Origin of the sequence: Sinorhizobium sp. 22678 (assembly GCF_052044265.1) — a bacterium.
Classification (GTDB): domain Bacteria; phylum Pseudomonadota; class Alphaproteobacteria; order Rhizobiales; family Rhizobiaceae; genus Sinorhizobium; species Sinorhizobium meliloti_A.
Window position 1 is genome coordinate 100,952 of record NZ_JBQEMS010000001.1, and the last position, 15,594, is coordinate 116,545.

The 15,594-nt window shown below is 62.8% G+C and carries 17 protein-coding genes; 6 read left to right on the plus strand and 11 right to left on the minus strand.

The annotated features are described in order from the left end of the window. Positions 1-87 precede the first annotated feature (87 nt). Genes ACTJKL_RS00665 through ACTJKL_RS00675 form a run of 3 tightly spaced genes read right to left on the minus strand, consistent with a single transcriptional unit; the run spans position 88 to position 4,185 of the window. Entirely contained in the window at positions 88-1,179 is a 1,092-nt protein-coding gene (locus tag ACTJKL_RS00665) for an ABC transporter ATP-binding protein (protein ID WP_440851925.1), read from the minus strand. Beyond that, a complete protein-coding gene (locus tag ACTJKL_RS00670) occupies positions 1,167-3,197 on the minus strand; it encodes an ABC transporter permease (RefSeq protein WP_440851926.1) in 2,031 nt (676 codons plus the stop codon). The genes ACTJKL_RS00665 and ACTJKL_RS00670 overlap by 13 nt, the downstream gene beginning before the upstream one ends. A gap of 7 nt (positions 3,198-3,204) precedes the next feature. Then, a complete protein-coding gene (locus tag ACTJKL_RS00675) occupies positions 3,205-4,185 on the minus strand; it encodes an ABC transporter substrate-binding protein (protein ID WP_440851927.1) in 981 nt (326 codons plus the stop codon). Positions 4,186-4,565: 380 nt separating this feature from the next. Between ACTJKL_RS00675 and ACTJKL_RS00680 the strand changes: the two genes are divergently transcribed. The 3 genes from ACTJKL_RS00680 (at position 4,566) to rpsU (ending at position 5,511) form a co-directional block, all read left to right on the plus strand. After that, positions 4,566-4,775 (plus strand): cold-shock protein, encoded by a 210-nt coding sequence (locus ACTJKL_RS00680; protein WP_018095341.1) that lies wholly within the window; start codon positions 4,566-4,568, stop codon positions 4,773-4,775. A gap of 169 nt (positions 4,776-4,944) precedes the next feature. After that, on the plus strand, positions 4,945-5,232 hold the full coding sequence (locus ACTJKL_RS00685; RefSeq protein ID WP_100674880.1) for a cold-shock protein: 288 nt from the start codon (positions 4,945-4,947) through the stop codon (positions 5,230-5,232). A 42-nt stretch (positions 5,233-5,274) separates the two neighbouring features. Next, entirely contained in the window at positions 5,275-5,511 is a 237-nt protein-coding gene (gene rpsU / locus ACTJKL_RS00690; RefSeq protein ID WP_003537123.1) for a 30S ribosomal protein S21, read from the plus strand. Between the two features lie 106 nt (positions 5,512-5,617). Here the strand turns inward: rpsU and ACTJKL_RS00695 are convergent, their stop codons facing one another. Continuing rightward, the gene (locus tag ACTJKL_RS00695) at positions 5,618-6,163 is read right to left on the minus strand and encodes a metal-dependent hydrolase (protein WP_440851928.1); all 546 of its coding nucleotides are present in this window, start codon (positions 6,161-6,163) and stop codon (positions 5,618-5,620) included. Between the two features lie 181 nt (positions 6,164-6,344). On the opposite strand from ACTJKL_RS00695, the gene ACTJKL_RS00700 reads away from it, so the two are divergent. Together ACTJKL_RS00700 and ACTJKL_RS00705 are read left to right on the plus strand one after the other, a co-directional pair. Beyond that, positions 6,345-7,019 carry a glutathione S-transferase family protein gene (locus tag ACTJKL_RS00700; RefSeq protein ID WP_440851929.1) on the plus strand — a complete coding sequence of 225 codons (675 nt, stop codon included), beginning with the start codon at positions 6,345-6,347 and terminating at the stop codon, positions 7,017-7,019. Between the two features lie 37 nt (positions 7,020-7,056). Next, entirely contained in the window at positions 7,057-8,106 is a 1,050-nt protein-coding gene (locus ACTJKL_RS00705; RefSeq protein ID WP_440851930.1) for an aldo/keto reductase, read from the plus strand. Positions 8,107-8,329: 223 nt separating this feature from the next. Here the strand turns inward: ACTJKL_RS00705 and ACTJKL_RS00710 are convergent, their stop codons facing one another. The 5 genes from ACTJKL_RS00710 to ACTJKL_RS00730 form a co-directional block, all read right to left on the minus strand. Then, positions 8,330-9,556: an aminotransferase-like domain-containing protein gene (locus ACTJKL_RS00710; protein ID WP_440851931.1), complete on the minus strand. Its 1,227-nt coding sequence runs from the start codon at positions 9,554-9,556 to the stop codon at positions 8,330-8,332. Positions 9,557-10,143: 587 nt separating this feature from the next. After that, positions 10,144-10,479 (minus strand): hypothetical protein, encoded by a 336-nt coding sequence (locus tag ACTJKL_RS00715; RefSeq protein ID WP_086017462.1) that lies wholly within the window; start codon positions 10,477-10,479, stop codon positions 10,144-10,146. A gap of 48 nt (positions 10,480-10,527) precedes the next feature. Continuing rightward, on the minus strand, positions 10,528-11,226 hold the full coding sequence (locus tag ACTJKL_RS00720; protein WP_127712744.1) for a L,D-transpeptidase: 699 nt from the start codon (positions 11,224-11,226) through the stop codon (positions 10,528-10,530). Beyond that, a complete protein-coding gene (locus ACTJKL_RS00725; RefSeq protein ID WP_440851932.1) occupies positions 11,214-12,158 on the minus strand; it encodes an ABC transporter substrate-binding protein in 945 nt (314 codons plus the stop codon). The genes ACTJKL_RS00720 and ACTJKL_RS00725 overlap by 13 nt, the downstream gene beginning before the upstream one ends. Positions 12,159-12,312: 154 nt before the next feature. Beyond that, positions 12,313-13,266: an adenylate/guanylate cyclase domain-containing protein gene (locus ACTJKL_RS00730; RefSeq protein ID WP_440851933.1), complete on the minus strand. Its 954-nt coding sequence runs from the start codon at positions 13,264-13,266 to the stop codon at positions 12,313-12,315. A gap of 238 nt (positions 13,267-13,504) precedes the next feature. On the opposite strand from ACTJKL_RS00730, the gene ACTJKL_RS00735 reads away from it, so the two are divergent. Next, positions 13,505-13,759: a hypothetical protein gene (locus ACTJKL_RS00735; RefSeq protein WP_018095352.1), complete on the plus strand. Its 255-nt coding sequence runs from the start codon at positions 13,505-13,507 to the stop codon at positions 13,757-13,759. Between the two features lie 65 nt (positions 13,760-13,824). Here ACTJKL_RS00735 and ilvC read toward each other — a convergent pair whose 3' ends face one another. Both ilvC and ACTJKL_RS00745 read right to left on the minus strand, forming a co-directional pair. Then, the gene (gene ilvC / locus ACTJKL_RS00740) at positions 13,825-14,844 is read right to left on the minus strand and encodes a ketol-acid reductoisomerase (RefSeq protein ID WP_018095353.1); all 1,020 of its coding nucleotides are present in this window, start codon (positions 14,842-14,844) and stop codon (positions 13,825-13,827) included. Between the two features lie 58 nt (positions 14,845-14,902). Beyond that, a complete protein-coding gene (locus ACTJKL_RS00745) occupies positions 14,903-15,550 on the minus strand; it encodes a TetR/AcrR family transcriptional regulator C-terminal domain-containing protein (protein WP_018095354.1) in 648 nt (215 codons plus the stop codon). Positions 15,551-15,594: the final 44 nt, after the last annotated feature.

Consider the following 15,594-nt stretch of genomic DNA (forward strand, 5'->3'; position numbering starts at 1 on the left):
CCGCCGCTATTGTCGTGCTGCACGGTGGAACGTGCAAGGCCAAGGCTGGTTCCGGCCCGCAAGGCCGCCTGTCGCCGCAAGCTTTGTCTAAAGCCGCCAGCCTCCACTCACGACGAAAGGAACGCGAGCACCGTCGCAGAGCGGCACGCTGCTATAGGCTTTGAGGCTTTGCCCGTCGGGGAGCGCGAGTGTGAGTGCGGAGCGTTCGCCCTCGAAGACCGAGGAGAGAACCCGCATCGGGATGCCTTCGCCATTCCGATGAACCTGCTCCGGACGAATGAGCACGTCGCAAAGCGGCCCCTCGCCTGCATGCGCTTCGACTGCATGCGCTTCGATTGCATGCCCTTTGCCGCCGCGCCTGTCGGCAAGCGCAGCGCGGAGGAGCGGCCAGTCGAGCGCACGCCCCGCTCCCTCCGGCAAATTCAACCGCACGATCGCGCCGCGACCGATCAGCCCCCCCACCACCCGACCCTCAGGCCGCGCATAGATTTCCGCCGGCGGCGCCACCTGAAGAAGCTTGCCTTCCGACATCACCGCGACGTCGGTCGCAAGCGCCATCGCCTCGGCCTGGTCGTGAGTCACATAGATCATCGTCGCGCCGGAGCGCTCGTGAAAGGCGCGGAAGGTCTCCTCCATCGACTTCCTCAAATGCTGATCGAGATTGGCGAGCGGCTCATCGAGCAGCACCACGTCCGGTTCCGTGACCAGGCAGCGCGCCAGCGCCACACGCTGCCGCTGGCCGCCGGAAAGTACAGCCGGCCGCCGATCGGCGAAATCGGCAAGCTTCACCAGCGAAAGCGCGTCGCCTACCCGCTTGCGCCAGGCCTCGCCGGAAAAGCCGCGGACCTTCAAGGGGTAGCCGACATTCTCCGCCACCGTCATATGCGGCCAGAGCGCATAGGATTGGAATACCATCGCCATGTTGCGCTTCTCCGGCGGCAGCACACGGGCTGCATCCGAAAGCCGGCGCTCGCCGAACTCGATCGAGCCGTCCGTCGGCTGCTCGAAGCCGGCGATCATCCGGAGCACCGTCGTCTTGCCACAGCCGGAAGGCCCGAGCAGCGCGAGAAACCCCTGCTTGCGCAGCGCCAGCGACACGTCCGAAACGGCCGGCCTCACCTGCTCTGCACCTTTGCTGCCGAAGTCCTTGGTCAGGTGGTTGAGGATCAGTTGCGCCATGGCAGCACGCCCTCCGGCAAATATTTCGCGAAGAATTCCAGCGCCGCCATCAGCCCGATGACCATGACGACGACGAGCACCGAGAGCGCCGAGGCGAGATCGGAAGAGCCGCTGTCGTCGAGATTGAAGATCGCGACGCCGAGCGTCTGCGTGCCGGCGGACCAGAGGAGCGCCGAGACGGTCAATTCGTTCGCCGCGATCAGGAAGACGAGGATGACCGAAGCGCCGGCGGCCGGCGCCAGAAGCGGCAGCAGCACATCGCGCATGCGGCGCAGGAACCCCGCGCCCGCAAGCCGCGCCGCCTCCTCGAGCGAGGGATCTATCTGCAGGAAGGCGCTCATCACCGGCTTGAGGCTAACGGCGAGGAAGGAGGAGAAATAGGCGGCAAGAATGATCCAGATCGTACCGTAGATCGAAACGCCGATCAGCGGCAGCGGTGCCGCGAAGGCAAGGATGAAGGCGACGGCGAGCACGATGCCGGGCAGCGCATAGGGGATCTCGATCAGGATCGCCATCAGACTGGCAAGCCGCCCGCGCCGCGTCACGAGCAGGTAACCGGCCGGTACGGTGACCGCAAGCAGGCCGACTGCAGCGGCGGAGGCGAGGAAAAGGGAATTCTTGAGCGCCGTCAACGTCATCGACTGGCGGAAGAGTATTTCCCCATAGGCGTTCAAGGTCATGGTGTCGAAACTGAGCGGCACGCCGTAGGCCGGCACCAGGGAACTTGCGACGAGCGCCAGAAGCGGTGCGACCAGCAGCAGCGCCAGGATTGTCCAAAGCAGCGCCTCCGCGGCGAACCGCATGCGCCCGAGCGTGAAGGCGGCCCTCGCGCCGGCAAGGCCGATCAGGCGATAGTCTCTGCGCTTGAGGGCTCGCTGCTGCAGAAGCAGCCCTGCGGCGGAAATCAGGGCGATCAGCGTCGAAAGCACCGCGATTTCGCCGAAGGTGGACGAACCGAAACTCGCAAACCGGCTGAAGATCAAGGTCGGCAGCGTTTCGATCGAGGCGGGAATGCCGAGTATCGCCGGGATACCGAAATTGCCGATACCGGATACGAAGGCGATCGCCGCTCCGGCGATGAGCCCCGGAGAGGAAAGCGGCAGAACGATGTCGCGAAGGACGCGCCAGGGCGAGGCGCCGCAAAGCCGCGCCGCTTCGACCCCGTCGCGGGGCGCCGCTGCAAGTCCGGCCCTGATCGGCAGGAAGACGAGCGGCGCATGCTGTACGCCGAGAAGCAAGGCGATCCCCGCAAGCGAATAGAGTGGCTGAGGGCTGCCGAGCGGCGGTGCAAGCCCCAGCGTCTTGAGAAGGGGGCTCGATGGACCCGACATCTCCACCCAGGCGAGCGCCGTCACCTGCGGGGGGATCATCATCGGCAGCATGAAGGCGAAGCTCAAGGCAAGCTTGCCACGGATGTCCGTGAGCGCCACGACAAAGGCGAAGAGTGCCCCCACGAAGAGCGAGATCGCCGTGCCGCCGGCCGCCGTGATCAGCGTATTGCGGAGCGCCGCGAAGGTCGCCGCCTCGAAGAGCACCCCGACCGCCTCGCCTTCTTCGAGTCCCTTGATACCGGCCCATCCGAGTCGGATCAGCGGCAGCGCCGAAAGCAGAAAGACTGCGCCGAACACCAATGCCAGCAGCCATGCGGGCTCCCCGCCCGCAGACATGCGCGGGCCACGCAGCCGGAAATATGCCGCTCGCCAACCCGTCCCGGCCTTCGAAGAGTTCGCCTTAGGCGATCGACCCTCCGTCACGTAAGGTGACGGCGGCACCTCGAAGCCGCGCAGCGTCCGCGTCAGCGGTTTCGGTAGCGGAGCCCGGCTCGGTTCCCTGCTCCGGTCGGCCTCCTCCTCCATAGCGCCGTCGAATGCGAACCGAAGCCAGGACCGCGCCTTCGATAGAACGCGCAGCGGGCGCTCCAGCTTTTTCAAGCCGGAACCTCCCTCCGCATTCGGGTCGGCAGCCGGCGTGCAAGGTACCCGGCGCCCGCTGCGGGCGATCTCGTCAGTGTCCGGCATCGAGAGGTCAGTTGGTACCGAGAATGCCGGAGAAGGTTTTCAGGTCCGCCTCGGAGTTCTTCACGGCTTCGGCAGCATTGACCGGCAGCACCTTGATCGTCTCGCGCGCCGGGAAGCCCTCCGGCAAGGCCATCCCGTCGCGCGCCGGGATATAGCCCATTTTCACCGCCACTTGCTGGCCCTCCTCGGAGAGCAGGAAATCAACGAATTTCTTTGCTGTCTCCGGGTTTCTTGCGGTCTTCAGGATGGCGACCGGCTCGGTGACGGCGGAAACGCCCTCGGCCGGGAAGACGAATTCCACCGGCGCACCCTTGGCCTTCTCGCGGATGGCCATGAAATCGACCACCATGCCATACGCCTTCTCGCCGGTCGCGACCGCCTTCAATACGCCGCCATTGCCGCCGGCGGCCGTCGCGCCGTTTTCGGCGAGCGCCTTGTAATAGTCCCAGCCGAGCCCGTCGATGCCGGCAAGCGTCTGGGCATGGATCAGCGCCGCACCCGAGGTGAGCGGGCTCGGCATGGTGACCAGACCCTTGGCCTCGGGTTTCGCAAGATCCTGCCAGCCGGCCGGCTTCATCGAAGCGGAAGCGTTGTAGACGATGCCGGTCGTGATCATCTTCGTCGAATAATAGGCGCCCTCGGCATCGAAGAGCGAGGCGTCATAAGCCGCCGCTTCCGGAGATTTGTAGGGCATCAGATATCCCGTTTCCTTCAGCCGTTGCATCGTCACCGTGTCGGCGATCAGAAGCACGTCCGCCACCGGGTTGCCCGCTTCGATCTCCGCCATCAGCTTGGCCATTATCTTCGTCGTCCCGTCCCGCACCCACTCGACCTCGACACCCGGATTCGCGGCCTGAAACGCGTCCACCGTCGCCTGCGCGTCCTCGTTCGGCTGGCTGGTGTAAAGCACGAGGCTTTCCGCGAAAGCGGCAGTGGACAGGAGGCCGGCGACGAGCGCTGCGGCGACGGCAGGGAGAAGCGTTTTCATGAATTTACCCTCGGTCGGAGAAAGATCGCGCCGAGGGATAGAGCGGGTGTTTTACAGGGATGTGACAGCGAAAAGCCGGAAAAACCTCAGCTCGTCGGCCGACCGGAGTATTCCACGAATGTTCTCGGACGATCTCTCTAAAATATTATTGGCGATTCAAATCAGCGGCTTGATCGTATTTTCGGGACGGGGTGAGTCCCTCGCACAATTAAATTCGGTTCATCCATTGCATATCTCGAAGCAGCGTTTATATATAGCTCATCGAAACTTGCTTGTGACCTTTGTCTACGCGCCGAAGCGCTTCGTCAGATTTCCTCTCAATATCGATCAAACCGGGCTGATATTCGTCCGGGAACTCTAGCGATTGAAAGGAAATCGTTATGAACTCAGGCACCGTAAAGTGGTTCAACAGCACCAAGGGCTTCGGCTTCATCCAGCCCGACGATGGCGCCACGGACGTATTCGTGCACGCCTCCGCCGTTGAACGCGCTGGAATGCGTTCGCTCGTAGAAGGCCAGAAGGTTACCTACGACATCGTCCGCGACAACAAGTCCGGCAAGAGCTCTGCAGACAATCTGCGGGCCGCATAAATTCGTCATTCGCCTCCGCTGACCACGGATGTACTGGCAGGGAGCGTTTGAATGACGGGGCGCCCCAGCGCGTCTGGTAAAGACGCGCGGCGCTCAAGAGGAGGTCGGGGTAACGCCCGGCCTTTTTTGCTTGTGCCGCCCCCGGGTGGCACGGACGAAGGAGATGGCCATGGGCCGGAACACCTACAGCGTTGGCGACAGTGTCGTCCTGAGAGCCGATCTCACGCGCACGGCCGCTGCGGACCGGACCTGCCGCATCGTGTCCATCCTGCCCGCGGCCGAACATGGGGAAGCGCAATATCGGGTGCGGTTCGGAACGGAGAACTTCGAACGGCGAATCTTCGAACACGACATCGATCCTTCGGAAACGGCTTCGCCGGTCCAGGAACACGGCCAGACGGCATCGGTCGAAGGCAAGCCCTGGTTCAAACCCTTGAACATCAGGACGCCGAAATAAAGAACCCAATCAGCAATCCTATAAAAACGGAAAGGATATACTTTGCAGGTACTCGTCAGGGACAATAACATCGACCAGGCTCTTCGCGTTCTCAAGAAGAAGATGCAGCGTGAAGGCGTCTTCCGCGAAATGAAGATGCGCAGCGCCTACGAAAAACCGTCCGAAAAGCGCGTCCGCGAAAAAGCAGAAGCTGTCCGCCGCACCCGCAAGCTGGCGCGCAAGAAGCTTCAGCGCGAAGGTCTGCTGCCGTCGCCGAAGAAAGTAGCCCGCGCGCGCTGAGGCGCGCCCTGCGGCTGCACAGCAGCTACGGCGATCCTCGCACGTCTGATGAGCGCGCGGCGCTGTAGGCTGGTACCACTTTGCGACGCGCCCTTGCGCGTCGTTTTCATGCGTGAATTCGCTCGGTCCCCTCTGCGGCGTTTCCTTCGACCCTGCGATCACGGTTCCTGCGCCTTTGCATCCGCCAGACCCACAACGCGGCCGCGCAGATCGCAATTTCCGCCGCAAACGTCCAGTGCAGTATGAAATTGAGGTACCAGGGCTCAAAGCGCGCCGGCACCTCGACGAGGTTGAAGCGGGTCCCCGAAAGGGGATGGAGCCAGCGGATGTCTGCGGCGATCGAATCGAGAAGAAGGTGCATCATCACGTTGGCGAGCGCGACCCAAACGAGAAACATAGAGTGCCGCTTCCCGGCAAGGATCAGCGCCGCGGCCGTGAGCGCCGCAATCCCCAGCCAGAAAATCGGCAAATGGGTCCAGTAGTCGTGATGTGGCGTACGCCGGCCGTCTACGAGGTAAAAATAAATCAGATCCAAATCCGGAAGCACGGAGAAGATCAGCCCGACCGCGAGCGCGCGGGATCGGATGTTTTCATTCTTTCGAGCGATGCAATGGGTGAGAATGTAACCGGCGGGAAGATGGGCAATGAACATCGAGGGGGATCCTGGGCGGCAGCGTGCCGGGTGCAGACCATCAGGGCATCCCGGCATTTTCATGGCAACCGCCGGTTATGGTTATGAGGAATTTCTACCCTAAAGGGCGCTGCAGAGAAGCCTGCTTTTCCCCTCCCGAATCCGCGCTATAGTCACTGGGGCCGGCCCAAGGACATGTCGCATGACACTCACCCTCTACCTTCATCCGCTTGCTTCCTTCTGTCACAAGGTGCTGATCGCGCTGTACGAAGCCGGCACGCCGTTCACCCCGCAGGTCGTGGATCTCGGAGACCCGGCGGAGCATGCTCGCTATCTGGAGGTCTGGCCCGTCGGCAAGATTCCCGTGCTGCACGACGCTGCACGCGACAGGACGGTGCCGGAAACCTCAGTGATCATCGAATATCTCGACCAGCATTACCCCGGTGAGCAGCCGCTGATACCGCAAGACGACGCCCTGGCGCTCGAGGCGCGGCTCTGGGACCGCTTCTTCGACCTCTACGTCCAGGTCCCGATGCAGAAGATCGTGACCGATACGCTGCGCGCCTCCGGCGAGAACGACCGGCGCGGCGTCGCCGATGCGCAAGCGGCGCTGGCGAACGCGTATGACCTTGCCGAACGCCACTTCGACGACCGGCGCTTTGCGGTCGGGGAAAGCTTCTCGATCGCCGACTGCGCCGCCGCGCCCGCCCTCTTCTACGCCGGTATCGTGGCCCCGTTCGACGGCACCCATCCGAACCTCGGCGCCTATTTCGAGCGCCTGCTGGAGCGCCCCTCCTTCCAGCGCACCTTGGCCGAGGCGCGGCCTTACTTCCCGCTGTTTCCCTATAAGGACGCGATACCGACAAGATTCCTCTAACATCCTATAGGCGACCAACAACACAAGGAGCGAGACAATGGAATATCGTCGGCTCGGCCGCTCCGGGCTCAAGATCTCGACCATCACCATGGGTACGATGACGATCGGCGGTGGCGGAAAGTTCTCCCAGGTCGGCGATGTCGGTGTCGCGGATGCCCGCCGCTATGTCGACCTCTGCCTGGATGCGGGCGTCAATCTGATCGATACGGCGGACATCTATTCGACCGGCACCTGCGAGGAGATCATCGGCGAAGTTCTCGGAGGAAAGCGCAAGGACGGCGTGCTCATCGCCACCAAGGCGCGCTTCTCGATGGGCCCCGGCCCCAATGACGGAGGCCTGTCGCGCCATCACCTGGTCCACGCCTGCGAGGCGAGCCTGAAGCGTTTGAAGACCGACGTAATCGACCTTTACCAGGTTCATGAATGGGACGGTCAGACGCCGCTCGAGGAAACCATGGAAGCGCTCGATACGCTCGTGCGCCAGGGCAAGGTGCGCTACATCGGCTGCTCCAACTATTCCGGCTGGCACATCATGAAGGCACTCGGCATCAGTGCGCTCGAACACCGCCAGCGCTTCGTCAGCCAACAGATTCATTACACGCTCGAAGCGCGCGAGGCCGAGTACGAACTGGTCCCGATCTCCATCGATCAGGGTCTCGGCATCCTCGTCTGGAGCCCGCTGGCGGGCGGCCTTCTGTCAGGCAAGCACAGGCGCGGACACTCGCCGGAAGGCACCCGCCAGCTTGCCGGCTGGAACGAGCCGCCGATCCGCGACGAGGAACGGCTGTGGAAGATCGTCGACATGCTGGTGGCGATCGCCGCCGAGCGCAACGTGTCCCCGGCGCAGGTCGCGCTCGCCTGGCTTATCGGCCGAGATGCCGTCACCTCGGTGATCATCGGCGGGCGCACCGAGGAGCAGTTCCGCGACAATCTCGCCGCTGCCGGCCTGAAGCTCACCGACGAGGAACGCGAGCTCCTCGACGCCGTCAGCCTGCCGCCGGTCATCTATCCCTATTGGCATCAGCTCTGGACCGCCAAGGACCGCCTCGGCAAAGCCGATCTGTCGCTGCTCGGGCCGCATATTTGAGCGACGACAGCTCTTTATGAACCCGCGGCCGCCCCTCATCCGCCTGCCGGCACCTTCTCCCCGCTATTGGGGCGAAGGAGACTCGCGGTAGCCGCTCGATATCTCTCCGCAACCGTTCATTGGAACTGAGTGCATGCCGCTTGTCCCTTCTCCCCGATTTGCGGGGAGAAGGTGCCGGCAGGCGGATGAGGGGCGAAAATCGTCAGCCTGCCGCGACTTCCACTCAGGCCGCCTGCGCGACCTCGCCGCGAATGAGATCGGCCAGCCGGCGGATGCCCTCGTCGATCATCCTGTCGTTGGCGCAGGAGAAGCTGAGCCGCAGGGTGTTTTCGCCGGACCCGTCGGCGAAAAAGGCGCGGCCGGGGACGAACGCCACCTTGGCCGTCTGGATCGACTTGGCCAGCAGCTCAGCGCCGTCGCTCCCCTTCCTCAGCGTGACCCAGATGAACATGCCGCCTTCGGGCTTCGTCCAGGTGACGCCGGCGGGCATGTATTTTTCGAGCGCCGACAGCATCGCGTCACGCCGCTGCCTGTAGGCCTTGTGGATTTTCGCCACCTGCGCCTCGAAGCCCCGCCCGGCGACGGTCGCGATCGCCATCTGGTTGATGGTGGAGGAGTGAAGGTCGGCGGCCTGCTTCATCAGCACCAGCTTGCGGATCACCGGTTCGGCGGCGCAGATCCAGCCGACGCGAAGGCCAGGCGCCAGCGTCTTCGAGAAGCTGCCGCAATAGATCGTGCGGGTGCTGCTTATGTCGCCTTTGCGGGCGATCTCAAGCGCAAGGATCGGCGGGATCGCCTCGCCGTCATAACGCAGCGACTGGTAGGCCGCATCCTCGATGATGGCGATGTCGAGCTCCTCGGCAAGTGCAAGGACGTGCTCGCGCCCGGCACGACCCACCGTCTCGCCGGTGGGGTTGGAAAAGTCGGCCGAGAGATAGGCGAACTTGACGCGCCCGCCCGCTTCCGCTGCAGCCTGGGCATAGGCTGCCGGCGTCCGGTTGCCGGCGGGGTTCAGCTGATCGTAATTGGGTTCATAGGCGTTGAAGGCCTGTAGCGCACCTAGATAGGTCGGCCAAGTGACGAGCGCCGTGTCTTTCGGCGACAGAAACAGCTTGCCGAGATAGTCGAGCCCCTGCTGCGACCCGGAGGTGATGAAGATGTTGTCGACGCTCGCCGGAATGCCAAGTGCCGCCATCTGCCCGGCGAGCCACTCGCGAAGCGGCCGATAGCCCTCGCTCACCGAATATTGCAGCGCGGCACCGACCGACGGCCCATCGAAAATCTCGACGTAAGCCTCCCTGAACGCATCATTCGGGAAAAGCTCAGGATCGGGAATTCCGCCCGCAAACGAAATGATGTCGGGACGATCAAGGAGCTTCAGCAATTCGCGGATTTCCGAAGCCTTCATCCGGCTCGAGCGCGTGGCGAAAGTGCTTTCCCAATCCAGCATGGAGGTCCTCCCGGTTGCACCCGAGGGACATGAACACAGCGCAATATTTAAGTCAATATTCCTGACCTATTTTGCCTCAGCTGTCGCCTGCGCCGTTACGGCAATCGTGCAGTTACAGACATTCCGATACGCTCGTTGGAAATGGGAGGCGTTGGGAAGGGCTGCATACGGGATCGAGCATACGGGATCGTGACGCCGTGGCCGTCGACACCGTCAGGCAACGATCGGCTAGCCGCTTCGGCTCGAGACGCCAAGGGTCGGACCGGATAAGTCCGGTCGGCAGGAGGCGGCGAACGCCTCCTGATACTCAGGCCTCACCCTCGTCGAAATAGCTGCAGATCAGAAGAAAAGAGATCCCAGCCAAGATAAACAAATCGAAAAGAGCGAAGTGCTGTATGATCGTGGACATAGTGCTCCTCCTACCCACAAGGGTATCAGAACACAATTTCTGAATTTTTGGAAGAAAATTCTCCGGATGACTTCCGAAGGAGAACTCTATTCTTTAATTTTTATGCAGCGCAACATTTATACTGCGCCGCAAAAGCGAACCGGAAGAGGCGTTTGTTTGAATCCGCCCTCTTGAATACCTATGCCGGCTGGACCGACCTCACGCTGCCGCTGCTGTCCACGATGCAGGTAAACTTGCGACCGGCGGCATCGAGGTCGACGCTGTAGCTCGTCGCATCGAGTTGTCGAGAACTCATCGGCAGGACCTTGGCGCCGCCGGCCTGGGCGACCACGGCATTGGCGCACAAAAGCTGCAGGTCGGCGGGGGCTGTCTGAAGGCTCGTGCGGGCCATTTCCTGAGGTTCCGGGGTCGATTGGCATGCGGCAAGAAGAAAGACCGCAGCCATCACGGACGCTTGAATTGGACGGCTTCCCAATTTACTCGTCGACAAATCCACATCCTCCGGTCTTGGCATATAGCCCGTATCTTCGCGCTCTCGCCCATGCGGCCGCGTTTCGGCCGGTTACACGCCCTTATAGAGAGCAGCCCCCTGCATCAGCACGATGACCTTCGCGCCCACGCTGACGCGCGAATGCAGGTCGATAATGTCTTCATTGTTCATTCTTATGCACCCGGAGGAAACGTCCAGCCCGATCGTCCAGGGCTCCACCGTACCATGGATGCGGTAGATCGTATCGTTATCACCTTCGTAAAGGTAGAGCGCGCGAGCGCCTAGCGGATTGTCGGGCCCGCCCGGCATGCCGCCTGCCCATTTTGCCGCGTTCGGATCGCGCGCGACCATCTCGGCCGGCGGCGTCCAGGTCGGCCATTCGGCCGTGCGCCCTACCCGAACGATGCCCGCCCAGCCGAAACCTTCGCGGCCTACACCGATGCCGTAGCGGATCGCCTGACCGCCGGGCTGCACGAGATAGAGGAAATGCTGGTTGCCATCGATGATGATCGTGCCCGGAACTTCTGCCGTGCGGAACGGCACCATCTGCCGGCGAAAGGCCTCGGGAACCTGATTGTTTCGCGCAAAGTACTGTCGGGCTTTCCTCTTGTCGTAGTTCACCCATTTCTTCGTCTTGGAATCGTAGATCTGCGTTTGGGCAAGCGCTGCAAGCGGAACGAGGCAAAGGCCGAGGAGAAGCAGCGCCTTGCCCAATTTACGCCGGCCTGCCTGTCTTTTCGAGAGCGTCTGGATCATCGTCATTTCGCCCATCCGTCGATCCGTTCCGCGTGGCTATCAACCCATTTCCTGGCGTAGTCCGCAGGCGCCTGCCGCTCGACTTCGAGCGCATAGCTCATCGCCGTCACTTCATCCGGCGAGAAGTCTACCTTCTGAAGGAACTGCGCGACTTCCGGATGCTTCTTTGCGAAGGCCGTCGCATAGCCGATCTGAAATTGTCCGGCGTCCCACGCCGTGGCGGCGCTCGATTTGCTGACCCATAGCGGGTCGTTCGGCGGCGCGATCTTCCATTTCGCCGGGTCGTGAGGCGGCTCCTCGAGCCGGGAGATCTGGTGCAGCTTGAAAACATGGTGCGGAGCATAGCAGTAGAAGACCATGGGGCGCGCGGTCGCGATCGCCGCGTCGACCGCCGCCATCGCCACTTCCTCCTTGGCCTCGACGAGCGTCAGGTTCGCCGCATACCCGTAGCCCGCCGCCCGCGCCCGTTCGATGCCCGTCGAAAGCCATTCGGCGGCGCCGATCCACATTTCGCCGCGCCCGTCGCCGTCGGTATCCAGTATCTTGGTCTTGGCCGGATCGCCGAGATCCGCGACCGATTTGATCGTCGCAGCCGCTTCCGGCGTGGCGCAAAGCCCCTGCCATGCAGGCACCGCACGCTCGCTGAGCGTCACGACGCCTTTTTCGGTCACGAATTTGCGGACGAGTTCGTCGAAATTCGGCCGCCAAACCTCCGGCTGGATATCGACCTCGCCCTTTTCGAGGCCGATGAAGGCGGTCAGCGTCCCGAGTTCGCGCACCTCCGCCTCGAGGCTGAACTTCTTGGCGATGCCGAGCTTGAGAATGTTCGCGGCTGCCTGTCCGGATGGCCAGGGCGGCATCGCGATCACCAGATCCGCCGCCGCTGCCGGCGCAGCCACGGCCAACGCCAGCGCCGCCGCGCAAAGGAACTCCCGGCCTCTCCTCACAGTGCCCCCCGAAAAGATTTATCTGAACGTCGTTCCTATGCGAATGCCTGCTGAGCTTTATCTTCCTTGGGGGCACAATGCACGGCTTGCCGAGTCCCGTCAACTTCCGGTTACACCGCCTGCATTTCGCCGCTTAACCTATGCGAGCCGGTGCTCACCGTCCGGGACGGCGCGTGACCCACCGAAGTCCCGCCGCCACCGCAATTCCAAGCAGAGGCCATACCGCCCACAATCTCCCCTCCCAGGAAAGGAGATTGACCGCAAGGACCGCAAATCCGGCTGCCCCGAGCAGGGCCAGTCCGCGGTCGAGCCGCGTGGACGTCCATAGGCCACCGAGCATCGCGATCAAGGCCAGCGCAAACAGGGGCCATCTGGCCCAGAACGTTCCCTCCCACGACGCGAGATTTATGGCAACGACCGCCGCTGCGGCTACGGCGAGAACGCCGAAAAGGCGACGGCCTGCCGCTGCGCGTCCTACGATCGTCGCTCGCCGTGCCCCGGTCTCGGCGGCCGGGGTCCCGCGGTCCGAATGTGCACCCGGTCTCCCCCAGTCGCGGCCCCGTTTTTGCGACACCGCGCCCTCGGCCGTTCCGATCTGCACCACATAACTCGGAATGCCCCCGTCGATGTTCTTGACCGTCAGCGCGCCAAGGAATTCGAAGCCGACGGCCAGCTTGTTGCGAACCTGATCATACACGGTGCTCGAAATCACGATGCCGCCGGCCGGCGCCGAGGCTTGCAGGCGGGCCGCGATATTGACGCCGTCGCCGTAAAGGTCGTCGCCGTCAGCGATCACATCGCCCAGATTGAGGCCGATGCGATAATCCATCCGCGCCTCGCCTTGCCGCTCGGCATTCAGTCCGGCCAACTCGTTCTGAACGTCTATCGCCGCCCTCACCGCCTCCACCACGCTCGGAAACTCCGCGATCACCCCGTCGCCCCACGTATTGACCACCCGTCCTTCATGCGCCTCGATCAGGCGCGCCATGGCATCCCGGCTGCGCTTGAGAGCCTGAAGCGTTCCCTCCTCGTCTTTCCCCATCAGGCGCGAATAATCCTGCACGTCGGCGCAGAAAATGGTGGTCAGCTTACGGCGTGTTGGTGACATCGGATTTCGCCCTCGCTCGGAGGCTGGCCGAAGGCCCGCGCCTCGCAGGATAGCGACGCCGTCGCGATTCTCAATGCCGGACGCATCTGCGGCGCGTCACTGCGTGCTTAGAGCACTCCAGGAAAGTGTGTGACGGCTTTGCGTACGGGAGCACCGGCAGCTTGCTGCAAGGAACTGATCGGTCCCTCGGTGGTTTGGAGCCGTGTATCGCATGAAGCGACGAAACTGGAGGTTACAGATGTTGAGAAAAATGTTGGTTGCAGCCGCGATATCCGCCGCTTGCGTGTCCCCAGCCTTTGCTCAGGCCGATATGGTTTGCGACCAGGCAGGCATGACGAAGCTCGAGACTGACGTGGGCCAGATCACCGACACGGGTCGGAAGGAGATGGCGCAGAAGGAACTCGCCATGGCCAAGGAGGCACTGGCGGCGAACGATCAGGAAAAGTGCAAGTCCCATATGGCGAATGCCATGAAGGGTAAGGATCCGATGTAAGCCGCTGCATATGAAGAAGCCGGAGCGTGGGCTCCGGCTTCCCTTTTGTTCATTGCAGGCAGATCTTAGTTTTTCGCCTTATCGACCAGCTTGTTTTTGCCGATCCAAGGCATCATCGCGCGCAGCTTCGCGCCGACTTCCTCGATCTGGTGAGAGTCGTTGACGCGACGGATACCCTTGAAGCGGGCGGCACCGGAGCGGTATTCCTGCATCCATTCCGAGGTGAACTTGCCGGTCTGGATGTCCTTGAGGACCCGCTTCATCTCGGCCTTGGTCTCTTCGGTGATGATGCGCGGTCCGGTGACGTATTCGCCCCACTCGGCCGTGTTCGAGATCGAGTAGTTCATGTTGGCGATGCCGCCTTCATAGATCAGGTCGACGATCAGCTTCACCTCGTGCAAGCACTCGAAATAGGCCATCTCCGGCGCATAACCAGCCTCGACCAGCGTCTCGAAACCGGCGCGGATGAGTTCGACCAGGCCGCCGCAGAGAACGACCTGTTCGCCGAAGAGATCGGTTTCGCACTCTTCCTTGAAGTTGGTCTCGATGATGCCCGAGCGGCCGCCGCCGACGCCGCAGGCGTAGGAGAGAGCGAGATCGAGGGCATTACCGGAAGCGTCCTGATGAACGGCGACCAGGCAGGGGACGCCGCCGCCCTTCTGGTATTCGCCGCGGACCGTATGACCCGGGCCCTTCGGCGCGATCATTACGACGTCGACCGAGGCCTTCGGCTCGATGAGGCCGAAGTGGACGTTCAGGCCGTGCGCAAAGGCGATTGCCGCGCCGTCGCGGATGTTTCCGGCGATCTCGGCCTTGTAGATGTCGGCCTGCAGCTCGTCCGGCGTCGCCATCATCATCAGGTCGGCCCAGGCGGCAGCTTCGGCAACCGTCATGACCTTGAAGCCGTCCGCTTCGGCCTTCTTTGCCGTGGCGGAACCCGACTTAAGCGCAATGGCGACGTTCTGCGCACCGGAATCCTTGAGGTTCAGCGCATGGGCGCGGCCCTGGCTGCCGTAGCCGATGATGGCGACCTTCTTCGACTTGATGAGGTTGAGATCGGCATCACGATCGTAATAGACGCGCATCGAATTTTCCTTCCCTTTGCTTGTCCGTTTCGCTTTGGCAGCCGCAGATACGGCCGCCCTACCTTTTCGCGCCGTAGAGCGTGAGAAAGGCGTCGACCGCCCGCTCCGCCCTGCGGCTGAAATCCTTCTTCAGGCTACCCGGCTCCTCGCCGAGAAGCATGCGCAAATGCCAGTCGGAGACGACGAGCCCGTAAAGAGCGCCATAGGCTTCGTCAGCGTTGTCGAAAGCCAGGAGACCGGCCTTGCGGCCCGCTTCGAGCAGCGCTCCCGCCCTGCGTCCGATCTGCCGGCGGCCGCGTTCCTGCAGCATGTGGCCGAGCTTCGAGCCTTCCCGGCTCGCCTGTCCGATCGCCAGCCGGTTGAGCGCCAGCGACACGTCGCCCGCCAGCACGTCGAGAAGGTCCTTGGCGAAAGCGACGAGATGCACCCTCAAGCTGCCCCCGTCCAGCTTTGCGGCGGAGACGTCGAGCGTGCGAACCTTGCTCGCCTGAAAGGCGATCATGGCCGAAAGGAGCCCTTCACGATCGCCGAACCACTTGTAGAGGCTCTCCTTGGAGCAGTTCGCTGCGCGCGCCACTCCCGCCGTCGTCAGCGCCTTTTCGCCCCCGTCGACAAGCAGGCGCAAAGCCTGTTCGAGCACCGCTCCCTGGCGCTCGGTCAGGCCGTTTGCGGCACCTGCCTCTCTTATCGCTCCGACGCTTTGCACTCGCTTCGCCCTATCAGTACCGTACGGTACGGTTCGTGAGGTTT